5 protein-coding genes are annotated in these 14713 nt (G+C 37.6%); 4 read left to right on the forward strand and 1 reads right to left on the reverse strand.

Annotated elements, in window-relative coordinates; translation table 11 throughout:
* Positions 1–8 precede the first annotated feature (8 nt).
* The 4 genes from JNUCC41_RS12370 (at position 9) to JNUCC41_RS12385 (ending at position 12830) form a co-directional block, all read left to right on the forward strand.
* Positions 9–7682 carry a non-ribosomal peptide synthetase gene (locus JNUCC41_RS12370; protein ID WP_192207825.1) on the forward strand — a complete coding sequence of 2558 codons (7674 nt, stop codon included), beginning with the start codon at positions 9–11 and terminating at the stop codon, positions 7680–7682.
* Positions 7679–10582, forward strand: coding sequence for a non-ribosomal peptide synthetase (locus JNUCC41_RS12375; RefSeq protein WP_192207826.1), 2904 nt, complete (start codon positions 7679–7681; stop codon positions 10580–10582). Before JNUCC41_RS12370 ends, JNUCC41_RS12375 begins: the two co-directional genes overlap by 4 nt.
* Before the next feature lie 19 nt (positions 10583–10601).
* A complete protein-coding gene (locus JNUCC41_RS12380; protein WP_192207827.1) occupies positions 10602–11333 on the forward strand; it encodes a thioesterase II family protein in 732 nt (243 codons plus the stop codon).
* A gap of 537 nt (positions 11334–11870) precedes the next feature.
* Entirely contained in the window at positions 11871–12830 is a 960-nt protein-coding gene (locus JNUCC41_RS12385) for an alpha/beta hydrolase (RefSeq protein ID WP_228467611.1), read from the forward strand.
* Positions 12831–13288: 458 nt separating this feature from the next.
* Here the strand turns inward: JNUCC41_RS12385 and JNUCC41_RS12390 are convergent, their stop codons facing one another.
* On the reverse strand, positions 13289–14680 hold the full coding sequence (locus tag JNUCC41_RS12390; RefSeq protein WP_192207828.1) for a hypothetical protein: 1392 nt from the start codon (positions 14678–14680) through the stop codon (positions 13289–13291).
* Positions 14681–14713 lie beyond the last annotated feature (33 nt).

The raw sequence follows: 14713 nt of genomic DNA on the forward strand, positions 1-14713 counted from the left end.
GCGCAAAATTGGAGAAATCTATTCAGAATATTTACTCATTAACTCCGCTTCAAGAAGGAATCCTTTATGAACTGGAAATGAACAATACAGCAGAGAACCTTTACATTTCTCAAATGCGAATAAGGATAACGGGCTCTCTTGAAGTACATGCATTATGTCAGGCATGGAGCCAGGTTGTAGAACGTCATGAAGCATTAAGAATGAAGGTCATCTCTAAAAATATCGAAAACAATGTTCAGGTTGTATTCAATGCAATGGATTATCAACCAGAAATAATCGATATGATAGAGTTTAGTAAACATGATCAATTAAATGAAATTCAAAGAGTGATATCCAAATCCCAGGAGATGGATGTGAATAACTCCAATTTGATGAAACTCCAGTTAGTGAAAATTGAAGAAAATCAGTATATCTTGATTTGGACTCATCACCATATAATTTTGGATGGCTGGAGTACCAGCATAGTCATCGATGAACTCTTCGTTATTTACAGCCGAATTGTAGGAAAAGAATCCAAACGGCTTATTGAAAAACCAAAGCAATATGGAGATTTTATCCGGTACATGAATAAAATCGATGCGGAAGATCTAAACCATTTTTGGAAAGAACTAGCAAAGGATATTGAGCAGCCGACAATCACATTCCCCGCTCTGAAGCATGTGAAGGAAAACCAGCAGGAAAATGATCTATTTTGGGAGCTGGATAAGAAACAGAGTGAGCTTTTAAGGGAGTTTGCCGCCAAAAACCATGTAACGATGAATGTATTATTACAGTTAATTTGGTCGATCGTCCTAAAGGAAATGTCCAATCAAAATCGAATAGTCTTTGGAATTGTAAGCTCTGGCAGGTCGAATAACCTATTTAAATCCGAAGAAATTGTTGGGCTACTCATTAATACGATCCCGATGATAGTTGAAATGAACGAAACAGATAGCATTACTGATTTACTGAAACGCTTCCAGGAAACATTAAACAATATGCTGGATTACTCTCAAATTTCTTTAGTGGATATCAAAAGGCATACGAAATTAAAGAAGGAAGATCCCATTTTCGAAACTTTATTTGTTTATGAAAATTATCCGGAAGCGAAAAACGATGGATTTGAAATTAACTGGGAAATTGAAGGCGGGAAAGAGACACATAGCTTTCCATTATCATTACAGGCCCAGGATAATAAAGATACGATTAAATGCAAATTATATTTTAATCGCTGCTTCCTAGAACGTTCACTAGTAAATGGTATCCAATCAGCCTTCATGCAGATTGCCCATCAAATTACAAAAATACAGCAAATTGACGAAATATATGTCGATGTTGATTTTTCAAAACTAAAAAATAATGTGAGTAAGAACCATCAAGCAACAAGTAACAATAAGATCGCATCCACATCTGTTAATCAAGAACTTAAAGAAATATGGCAAGAGTTTTTCTTGAACAGTGAGATTAATGAGGATTCTGATTTCTTTCAATTGGGCGGGCATTCGATAACAGCCATGAAATTGGTGTCTAAAATAAATAAAAGACTTGATGCGAATATGAAACTAGCCGATTTGTTTGAAAATCCTACATTGAAAATGCTAAGTCATAAGATCTTTCCGGAAGTGAATACGCCTCCGAAAGATGTTACATCTTTCGTGGAAAAGACATTTTTGGAAGTCTTATCAACAAGTCAAATCGATAAAAAGGCCGATTTTTTTGAAGTGGGCGGACACTCGATTTTAGCCATGAAGTTATTGACGAAATTAAACAAAGAATACAATCAAATTCTAACCTTGAAAAATATTTTTCAAAATTCAACAATTGATTCGTTGACGGCCTTCATCATTAATGAAATGTCAGATCATGACTTAGATCACAGTGAAGCACAACAAAAAGATCATGTTTTATCCAGTAACCAAGAGGCTTTGTGGTTCAACGAAAAACTTAATGGTAAGACAACCAATTATAATATCCCTCAGAAATATAAAATTACTGGTGCAGTGGATACTTCGATTATGGAAAAAACAGTAAACTGTGTCATTAGTAGACATGAGATTTTAAGGACCACCGTCCGTGAAAATGCCGGGAAGGGCTACCAGGAAATCAAGGAAAATTTGTACATTAAAATAGATGAAATCGACCTAACTGCATTAAAGCCCGAACAGCAATCGACTCGTATGCTGCAAATCGAAGAAGATGTCCAGTCGGAAATTTTTGAAATTGAAAAAGGTCCTCTCATGACAGTGAAACTGGTTAAATTGAGCGAAAAAGAGTCTGTTTTATTTGTGAATCTCCACCATTTCATTTTTGACGGATGGTCAGTGAGTATATTTTTAGACGAATGGTTATCTTTTTATGACAGTGAAGTGAATGAAAAGGAACTCATCCTTGAAAACGACTTTAAACAATATAAGGATTTTGCCTTTGAGCAGAAAAGCTGGTTAGAACATAACATTAAAGAAGAATCGCTATTTTGGAAAACAAACCTATCTGGGGAATTACCTAAATTGGAGCTTCCTTTAGATACGATGCGTACAAAAGAAAACCGCACCGATGGCAGTAGTTTCATGGTGGAACTAACAAGTGAAGAGCTCCATGGTTTAAAGAGGATGTCCTTTGAACAAAACTCGACATTATTCATGACGCTGCTAACGATGTATCAGTCTTTTCTAGCAAAATATACAGGTCAAAACGATATCATCGTTGGAAGTCCTTTGGCGAATAGAATGATAGAAGGAACAGAAAAATCGATAGGTTATTTTGTCAATACACTGCCCTTTAGATTAAAGCTGGGACTTGAGGAGACATTCGAAGAGATTCTTGAAAGAAATACAAACCATATCATCGACATCTATGATCATCAGCAAATGACATTGGAGAAAATTGTTGAAGTCATTAACCCTGAAAGAAATTTAGCGAACACTTCATTATTTCAAACCGTCTTCATTTTACAAAATAATGCCAAAGCTTCATTTGAAAGTGAATACATAAAGTTAACGCCTGAAGTGATGAAATCAAAGGCAGCAAAATTCGATTTGAGTTTAGCTGCAGAGGAATATGAGGATAAGCTTTTGTTCGCTTTTGAGTATAATTCAGGGATCTTCAATGAACGAACGATTCAAACTCTAGCTGAAAATTTCTTAGAATGGATTAGGAAAATTACCTATCAGCCTGAACGATCGATTGACAAGGTATCTGTGGTGAGTATGCGGCAGGAAAAAGTATTATTGGAAGAATGGCAGGGAGAAACCATTCGCTTTGAGGGGATCAATGACACAATCCCAGAAGCCTTCCATAAAATTGTTGAGCGGTTTCCTGATAAGATAGCCATTGTTGATGGTCCGAGAACCATTACATATCGCGAATTGAATGATAAGAGCAATCGACTCTCACACTATTTACTAAGCAAAGGGATTTCTAAAGAAGAAAGAATCGGAATTTATATGAATCGATCAATTGATATGGTGACAGGGATGTTGGCAGTAATCAAAGCTGGTGCTGCGTATGTTCCATTGGATCCTCATTATCCTGATGAACGATTAAGCTACATGGTGGAAGATTCGTCCATTTCCTATTGCTTGAGTCACAAAGAACTCGGAAAGAATGGTTTGATTGACTCATCCAAAATAATATATTTTGAAGATATTGAAAAAGAATCGGATCTGTTAATGGAAACGAATCTTCACATTGCGAATCAGAGTGACTTAGCATATGTCATTTATACCTCGGGAACGACAGGCAGGCCAAAAGGAGTCATGTTGGAACATAGTGGAATCATTAACTTAGTTTATAACCAAAATGAAATGATGTGTTTGGATACGTCAGCTAAAGTGCTGCAATTCGCCACGTTTAATTTTGATTCATCCGTCATAGAGATTTTCAGCACACTCTTATTCGGTGCCGAGCTGCATATAAGTGTAGATAAAGAAAATCAATTTGACATGAGTAAACTTGTTGAACAAATTAAGCGTGAAGGAATTTCTCATATCATTTTACCGCCTGCTGTGTTGAAAGAACTGCCAATCATTGAATTGAGCACGATTAAAGTATTGGGATCTGCAGGTTCAGAATGTCCAGTTGAGCTCGTTTCAAAGTTTAAACATATAGCGTTTTTCAATGGCTACGGGCCTACGGAATATTCCGTATGTACAAGTTTTAAAATGTTTCCCCCGAATGAAGATGTTACAGATGAATTCGTTGTATCGATCGGGAAGCCTTTGACCAACACGGTTGTACTTGTGTTGGATGAAAATCGGAAACTAGTGCCGGCAGGGTCAGTTGGAGAACTTTACGTGGGAGGAATTGGGTTAGCTAGGGGATATTTGAATAATGAGAGCCTGACAAATGAAAGATTCGTAGCCAATCCATTCAACCCTGCCGAAAAAGTATACAGAACTGGGGATTTAGTTAAGCATAACGAAGCTGGGGAATTAGTTTATGTAGGCAGGGCGGACGATCAAGTGAAAATAAGGGGATACCGTGTTGAACTATCGGAGATTAATGTTTCATTACGAAAAATAGCAGAAATCAAGGATAGTTATGTAACGGTATTGGAAGATGGATTTGAGCATAAAAGGCTAATTGCTTATTATACGGTGAATGATGAGGTTTCGGTAGATTCAATCAGAAGAAGATTGAAAGAAACACTGCCTGCTTTCATGATTCCTGCTCATTTTATGCAACTGGATAAATTTCCTTTGACGCCGAATGGAAAAGTCGATCGGAAATCCCTGCCGAAATGGACGGAACAGTTTGATGAGAGGCAGGAAAAAGTGCTGGATGTGCAAGAATTGTCCAAAACTGAAATAGAGCTTCTGACAATCTGGAGAAATGTTTTAAACGATCCGACTATAGGACCGGAAGATAACTTTTTCGAATGTGGCGGTGATTCAATCATCAGTATTCAAATATGCTCTGCCGCCAAAGAAAAGGATTTATTTATAACTCCTAAAGATTTATTTGAATGCCAAACGGTCCGTGAGCTAGGGAATGTTGTAAATGAGCTGGAGCAAAAACAAGTGGTTCAAGAAACAGTATCAGGTTATGTCCCGTTGACGCCAATTCAATCATGGTTTTTTAATGAAAACCATGAGAATATCCATCATTGGAATCAGTCAGTCGTTTTGATGAAGGATAATGCGTTGACGTCTGAACACTATAAAAAAATCATCATGAAATTAATTGATCAGCACGATGTTTTAAGGACATTATTTGAAAAACATGGTGATTCATATATCGGCAATATTTCAAATGCTGATACGGTATACGGTTTTCATGAGTACCATGTTTCAAGTTTTAAAGATGAAAAAAGCTTGAAGGAAATTAATGAGCTAGAAGAAAACGCCCAACAAAGCTTGAATATACACAATGGCCCCTTGATGAAGTTCCTTCTATTCAGGGATCAAAGGGAGGTAAGGATTTTTTGGGTGATTCATCACCTTGTGGTTGATGGTGTTTCGTGGAGGATACTTCTTGAACATTTCGAAAGATGCTATCAACAGATAAAGAATGAACAAGAACCATCACTGCCTCTAAAAACGACTTCTTATAAACAATGGTCCGAAAAACTAAATGAATACAAGAACACTGACCTACCGGAAGAGGCCGTTCAATATTGGGAAAAGGAAATGAATGTTCCGGTTTCTCCGCTGACGGAAGACTTAGGAGAAACGTGTGATTTTGAAAACATGTACAAAATAGTAGTGGATGGGGCCCAAACACAAAACCTCATTAAAAACACTTTAAGAAAACATAAAACGACGATTGATGAAGTTTTATTATCCGTTATCGCACATGCACTTTCCAATCGAATGGGAATCGGTGAATTTTGGCTCGATTTAGAAGGACATGGAAGAGAGGATATTGATGATGATATTGATTTATCAAGGACGGTAGGGTGGTTCACCTCAATCTATCCAGTAAGGATTAAAGGAATGGCGACTTTGGGCTCAACCTTAAGAAATACAAAAAACATATTGAGAAATGTGCCAAACAAAGGGTTTGACTTTGGAATCCTAAAGTATATTTCCAATCGGAATCATAACTATCCAGATAGCCTTGTGAGTTACAACTATCTAGGCCAGTTTAATAACACGGGTGATATGGCACAAACCAATAGCAGCAATATCGATTCGAACTATAAATTCCCATATAAACTCAATTTTGTCGCCAGCATCGTAAACAATAGACTCATGCTGAATATTATTGGCGATAGCAATAATGAGAACTTCCGAATGATATGTAAAGAAGTTGAAGTACATTTAAACAAAATATTAAGTGGAAGTGCAGATTTGTATGACTCCATTGTCGAAACGGATTTTGAAGCTGAGAAAATAGTCGATGGAAGCACGATCACCCATTTCATAAATAAGTTTAATAATATTGAAGAGATTTACCCAGTGACATCACTTCAAGAAGGAATGTTATTCCATAGTGAAGTAACCCAAAGTCCTGAATATATTTCACAGCTATCCATTGATTTAGTGGGTGATCTGGACTTGGCTAAATTAGAAGAAGCCTGGAATGAAACCTGTAGAAAATACGATGTTCTAAGATCGGTTTTCAGGCGCAATCAATTGGGGGACCGTTATCAAATCATACTTAATGACATTTATTATGTGTTTAATCATGTGGATCTTACGATGTTTAGTGAAGACGAGTCAGGATCCAAGATAGACAACCTTTTAGAGCATAGCAAAAACAGACAAACGGATTTAGAAAACGGTCCGCTCATGAACATCACTTTGATACAGCTATCGGATCATCGCTATAAATTCATATGGACACATCATCATGCTTTAATAGATGGCTGGAGCCTGCAAATTGTCATTAATCATTTTTTGGATAATTACCGAAACCCATCCAATACGACAAAAGATAGTGATGAACATAAGAATGCTTATAAACAAGTCATGAATCATGTCAGAAATATTAATAAACAGGAAGAGGCAGCATTTTGGAATAAAGAATTGAGGGATTTCGAACAAGTAAAAGCACTAGTGAGTAATAAAGCGGATAAGGTAGCTTTTACATCGGATAAAGTTATTGAATATAGCGTACCTAAAGAGTTTACCGAAAGATTAATAGAATTATCCAAGCGACATAGAAAGACCATTAATACCGTTGTTCAAGGAGTTTGGGGCATCGTTCTATCCTACCTAAGTGAAAGCGACTCGGTATGCTATGGGGTGACAAGCTCAGGAAGGAACCTGAGCATTCCGCATATTGAATCAGCTGTAGGCTTATTGATCAATACTCTGCCATTCTCTTTGAAAATCGATTGGGATGTTGATTTGCAATCCTATCTAACTGCTATTCAAAACAAGCAATTACAAATGAGAGAGTATGAGTTCAGTTCACTTACGGATATAAAGAAATACGCTGAAATTCCATGGGATAAGGAATTATTCCAACATATATTTGTATTTGAAAATTATCCGAGCACAGAACTGGCAGAAGATTCGCAAATCATGATTGAAGATTCAGTTGGAAGTGAATCGACCAATTTTGATCTTACGTTCTCTGCGGCTGTAGTGCAATCCAAGCTGCATTATAAAATCATTTATAAAGAAAGTAAATTCGATGAAATTGAAATTTTACGTTTTATGGATTCCATGCAGGAAATATTCTTGAAACTAACAGAAGATGAAACACTACTATCTATTGGTAAATTAATAAATCACTTGAAAGTTGGGGCCCGATGATAAGTAAATCGATGACGACGAATAAATTGATGTCAATAACTGAAGCTTTTATAAAAGTTGCGGAAGATAAGCAGGCGAAAGCGGCACTTTGTGAAAATGGCAGGCAAATTACTTATAAAGAATTAGATATTCTTTCAGATAATCTTGCTAAAAGGATCATTGATTTGGGGATTCAAGAAGAAACAATGATCGGGATTCCAAGCAAAAGGTCCATTGAACTGATCATCGGTATGCTTGCCATAATTAAGTCAGGCTGTTGCTATGTTCCGATAGACGAAAAGTACCCATTAAAAAGATTGGAATATATGCTTGCGGATACGGATATGAAGTTCTTTTTATCGTTTAATGGCCAAGAAGGGAAGCTCCGTGAATTGGATATTGAGCCAATTCCATTTGAGATTAATGAACTAGGCAAGGAAGGGCACATCCCCGTTAACCGTTCTTCGCAGAATGGTCTTGCATATGTTATCTATACATCAGGAACGACTGGAAAGCCAAAAGGGGTAATGATAGAGCAAAAGAGTGTAGTCAATTTAGTATTGAACTCTGAGATACTTGAAATAAACGAAAATAATAGAGTGGCTCAATTTTCCAACCCATGCTTTGACGCCGCAACTTTTGAGATATGGGGAGCTTTATTGAATGGCGCAACTTTATTCTTGATGTCGAATGAGTTCACTTCTTTTGATGATTGGAGAGAAGCGATATCCGTTGGAAAGGTGGATGTAGCTTTTTTTACGACAGGTCTTTTTAATGCAATGGTTGATGAGGATCCATTAATTTTTGAAGGATTAAAGAAAATTGTGGTTGGCGGAGATAAAATCTCGGTTTCCCATGTAAAAAGATTGAAGCAAACAATCGGTCATTTTTCCTTGATTAATGGGTATGGACCAACTGAATGCACGACTTTTGCCATTTGCCATGAGGTCGAAGACAAAGATGTCGATGTTATTCCTATTGGAAAGCCGTTAAGCAATGTAGCAATCAAGATTCTATCTGAAGAACAAGTAGAGGTAGTGGATGGGGAAGCAGGCGAGATCTACATTGGCGGACAAGGGGTCATGAGAGGTTATTTAAATCAGCCGCAATTAACGGAACAAGCTTTGATCATGGATGATTTGAATCAGGCGAAGTGGTACAAAACAGGTGATCATGGCGTCCGGTTACACAATGGTGAAATCCTGTACAAAGGCCGAAAAGACAGTCAAGTGAAAATTCGCGGCTTTAGAATTGAATTGAATGAAATTCAGGAAAAGCTTGATAAATACATGAAGATTGAAAGTTCAGTAGTTGCGGTTAAAAACATCAATGGTGAGAATTATGTTATCGCTTATTACAAACATAAAGATGAAAAAGCGGTTGACGCTGAAAAGGATATTAAAGACTATCTGAGCAATGAATTGCCGAATTATATGATTCCCCATTTTTTTGTCAGAGTGGATGATTTCCCGCTTAATGCCAACGGTAAAGTGGATAAAGACAAATTATTGGATATGGATTTCATGCAAAATAAAACTTCCTTAACCAATCAAGAAACTGGAAAGAAAAAAGAAGTATTGGAGATTTGGAAAAATGTATTAGGAAATCCAAGTCTAGGATTGGACGACAACTTCTTTGAAAATGGAGGCCATTCCATTTTAGCTACAAAACTGGTCTATGTAATGAAGGAAACCGTACTTCCTGAGGCCACTTTACAAGTATTATTGGAAAATAACACAGTCAATAAATTTGTTGAGGCACTTGAAGTCGATTCAGCGGGCAGCATGGAAGCAGTGATGGAAAAGGATTCCATTCTCACTCCAGCGTTGATGGAGAAAATAAGGGAAATATCCACTAAACCAGTGGAGATTGAAAAAAATATAATGATTACAGGTGGAACAGGGTTTTTAGGGGCACATCTATTAAATAAATTGTTACTGGAAATGGAAGATGTCAAAATCTATTGTTTGGTTAGATTTCCTTCAAGAAATAGATTGAAAGATACTTTAATGAAATATGGTCTTTGGCAGGATGATTTCGTAAGTAGAATCGTTGTAATTGAAGGGGATCTTAGTAAGCATCAATTTGGTCTGGATGATATGACATATGAGAAATTAAGCAATGATGTTTCTCAAGTCTATCATGTCGGTGCCGAAACGAATTTCTTCGAGCCATATAGCAAATCAAAGATTTCAAATGTGGATGGTGTAGTGGAGATGATTAAGTTTGCTTCATCATACACTCGGAAAAACATTTATTATGCCTCAACGCTTTCTGTCTTGACCGGCGAAAGGAAATGGGACGAGGAAGACGAATTGGTTTACTCCCCCGATTTAATGATCGGGTACAGCCAGTCCAAATGGGTTGCCGAGAAATTGCTCCTTCAAGCAAGGGAACATGGACTGACCATCGATATTTTCCGATTAGGCAGGATTTCATCTAATTCAAACGGGGTTTGGAACGAGAAAGATATGTTGTACAAGGTTTTTGAATCATTTATTGAACAAAGGATATTGCCATTTAAAGAGGAAATTCATTTTGAATTGATGCCAGTCGACTTTGTAAGTGAGTTCATTTACAAAATATCAAGATTGAATGCGGATCAAAAGCTCGGGATCTATCATATGTTCAATGATCAGAGGGTTTCAAGTGAATTCGTGACCTCCTTCTTCGAAAAAAATGAAATACCTTACTCCAACATGGATTTGGAAGAATGGTTACAATCATTAAAAGAAAAGACCCAATCTAACGAGATTCATTCATTAAGTGCTTTGTCCCAGTTAATTGATGAATCAACAAAATTAAAAGAGTCGGAAATCCTGCAATCCAAAACCAAGAAGGAAATGGAATTGATATCAATGAAAATGCCGGAAATCGATTCAGGGTATGTTGAAAGCTTCATGAAGTTCATGCTGAAATAATCGATCCTGGAGAAGGGGGATGGAAGGGCTGAAGAAGACAATTTTTTGTTTCCCTTATGCAGGGGGAAGTGCATCTTTTTATAGGGAATGGAAATTTGATGATGATGTGATAGAGGTAGTCCCGCTGGAATACCCAGGACATGGCAGTAAATATAGTGAACCATTGTGTGACCATATGGCGGATTTGACGGATAAATTAATGAAAGAAATGGAAACGAAGCATCAAATGCATACACTGGGAAGCATATCTTTGTTTGGACATAGCATGGGTGCGATCGTTGCCTATGAAATTGCGGCAAAATTAGAAGAGAGACATGCTAAAAAAGTAGAGCATATATTCATTTCAAGTAAATCGTCTCCAAATTATAAAGTAGATCAAATCGATTGCTCTAATGCAAAACGTTTAAAGCAATCGCTTGAAAAAATCGGGGGAACCAACAAGGAACTCCTGGAAACCGAAGATTTCATGAATATATTCCTTCCGATAATCCAGTCGGACTTGAATGTTTTAGCCAACTATCACCATGAAATGAAGCGCAATAAAAAGGTGGGAAATAAAGCCGTTTTGCTTTTGGGCTCGGATGATTCCGTGACGAAGGAGAGTATCGAAAGCTGGAATGAATATATTGAACATATTGAAGGATTGCATATATTAAAGGGTGATCATTTCTATTTAAAGCAAAACCAAGATATTGTATTAAAAATCATTCAAGAGTATTTACTAAGAAGTCGTTGTGAAATTCTGATTTAGGTATATGCAATTGTTTGTGAAATCGGATTAGGAATAATTAATGTAAAAAGAATATGACCCAAAAGTGTTCGGATCATGACTCTAGAATTATGGATTATATCCAGATTTTAAAGATGAAATGATTTCAGACACTTTTGGGTCCTTTTTTTCTATCTAAGCTATAATGCGACTTTGGTTTTTAAGCTGGTTATTAATGCGCTAGACACAATTTATTCAAATCATGTATATTATCATGTAAGGCTCAAATTGGAGCAATAAAATCTCTAAAGTTAAAGGGGAACAATTATCATTGGTTGATATTGTTATTTTCAGCCAGTATGTTGGGGGATATGATTAAACATTGACTCATAACGGTACGAAAAATTTACCTTTGATATAAAGAATATGAAGCGAAAAAAATGATCCAAATAGTTTTTTTGAAAGAACGGATCTCTATACAGATTTTCATGTTTAATTAGAAAAAAAGAAGGGTTGACGCAATTGATAACAACGACCAAATTTTATAAGAAAAAACGATGGATGATTCCCATCTCTATCATGATCATTCCAATTATCTTTGTATTAATAATGGGGAATTTCACACCGGTACTTAATACCTTTATGATCAAGCAGCTTTTCGAAGCTGATTCTTTTGCATCTCCTAAAAACATTGAGATAATTAAGGAACAGGTTCATGTCGAAAAAGATTTAACTTATGATAAGCATGGAATGGATAATAGTATTTTAGATATCTATTATCCCAAAAATATGAATAAACCACTCCCCGTTATCATGTGGATACACGGAGGTGCGTTTGTATCAGGCAGTAAAGAACAAACAAAAGAATATGGAATGGCATTAGCCAATGAGGGATATGTCGTGGCAAATATAAACTATGCGATTGCACCAGGACAAAAATATCCCGGTCCAATTCTGCAAGCCAACCAAGCCCTCAAGTATTTACAGGAGAATATCGCAAAATACGGTGGTGATATGAATACTCTATTTATCGGGGGGGACTCAGCTGGTGCGCAAATCGCTAGTCAAACCGTTGCGTTAATAACGAATGAAGCACTGGCAAAGTCAATGGATATTCAACCTTCAATTGATAAAGAACAGTTAAAAGGTGCACTTTTATATTGTGGGATTTATAACATGGACGAAATGGGTACTCAGTCTTCTCCGGTGATAAAAAAGGGGATCGACTCGGTGTTTTGGGCATATACAGGGCAAAAGGATTATAAAGCTTTCGCTAGACTGAATGAGATGTCTACAGTTAAACATATAACATCATATTACCCTCCTACCTTTTTGACAGTTGGAGATGCGGATCCACTAGCACCACAATCAGCAGAACTTATAGACGTTCTTGAAAAACAAGGAGTGGAAATAGAAAGTGTTCTATTTGATGGAACAAATACGGACTTAGGTCATGAATACCAATTTGATTTTACCATCCCGCATGCTGAACAAACTTTTGAGCAAACCATTCAATTCTTAAAGGAACATAGTGAATGATTTTTTTGCTATATGATATTCAATTCGGTGAATTTCATCATTATCAGGCTAATATGTTAGTGTAACTGATTATACCCTATACATTTAGGGGTATTGCGATAATCCTTATATTAGAATTGCCACCTAAAAAACGAAATCCCCTGTTTCATTCATGCAGGGGATTTCGTTTTTTTATAAACAAGCGAGGTTGTGAAAGCAATAACCAGCAATAGAAAGAGGGAAGAACATTGCTTATAAACTGAAAATATTTGTTTCCTTTTCAACTGTTAGAGTAGGTTGATACGTCTTCGATAGATGCAGTTGCATATTTAGAGCATTAGCTTTCCCGCTTATCAAGCTATTTTGGGATGAGATTAAAGTAAGATATCGTACTTTATCGATCATCATCCGCTATGTCGATCGATTTAGGATTATTTAAAATCAATCTACCCTGTTTAGGAACACAGGAGTACATTAAGCTAAATGAGAAACATCGCGACAATTGTAGTGACTGCCAAACCAATGGTTACCGGAAGCAGGTTCCGGCGTGCAAGTTCAAAGGGACTGACGTTACATATTGCAGCGGCAGGTATCAATGCCCATGGAATCAGGGTACCTCCGCCAACCCAAATCGCGGTTATTTGCCCGAGTGCAGTCAAGGTGGCGGTTCCGCTTCCGATTGCCGTTCCAAATAGTTTGGCGACAGACCCTGCTAAAGAAATGCCTGAGAAGCCCGATCCATCCAAGCCAGTGATGGCACCGATGCCCGTTAATGTGACGGCGGCTATTTCTTTCGTTAAAGGAACGGAGGCCGCTAAGGCGGCACCGAGGTCATTGACGATGCCGAGTGATGTTTTTGGTAAGTAGTCCCCGATGATCTGGTTGAATCCCGAATCACCTAAATAGAAGAATGCTGCGATTGGAATCACAGGTCCGAATACCTTGAAGCCAAATTGAAAACCCTGAATCAAATAGGCCGTTGATTTTTCCAGTCCTTGCTGTTTATGTGCGACAAGGGATAAAATCAGCAAGATGAAAACGGCTGTACCGCCAACCAACGCCGTGGCATCTCCGCCTTGCAACTTCAAAACCGACAATGCCACAACATCCAACAGAAAGGCAATCGGAATGAAAACGGCAAAAAACTTCTTTTGTCCCAGTGTTAGCAAATCTTCACTGATTGTCTGATCTTGGACGATGCCCTCATTATCCGCCGCCTTGATTCTTCCAAGCTTCATATCCCGCTTTAAAAGGATAAAGGCGGAGAGGGTGGTGACGACCCCCATTGTAATGACAAGGGGAATGCTTGCAGCGATGACATCTCCTACTGGTATGGAAGCGGCATCCCCCGTTAGTTTAGGAGCAGCTTGAATGATGAAGTCCCCTGATAATGCGATTCCATGACCAAAAAGGTTCATCGCCATCGCCACGCCAAGAGCAGGTAAGCCAGCCCGTAAGGCAACGGGGAGCAGGACTGCCCCAAGTAAGGCAACGGCAGGTGATGGCCAGAAAAACCAAGATATGATCATCATGACGATTCCAATTACCCAAAAGGCAAGTGTAGGATTCTTAATGAATTTCGCAAACGGTGCAATCATGACATCATTAATGCCGGACCTCGTTAAAACCGTACTCATGGCAACGATGATTGAAATGATTAAAATCGTTGACATTAATTCCGTGATTGCGAAAATGAAACTGTTGAATATCCCGCTTATGGAAGAGGCTAAACTGTCTGTAGCCACTAAAGCCAATAGGAATATACCAATTATGCAGATGAGGGTAGTATCACGACGTTTTACCATAAACCCGATTATCAATGCAATAAATACAACATAAATCCAATGGAGTGCCGTTAATTCCATCTCCATGATCCGTCCCCCTCATAAATGTGCCTAGTTACA

It is taken from the genome of Brevibacillus sp. JNUCC-41 (assembly GCF_014844095.1).
Taxonomy (GTDB): Bacteria; Bacillota; Bacilli; order Bacillales; family DSM-1321; genus Peribacillus; species Peribacillus aracenensis.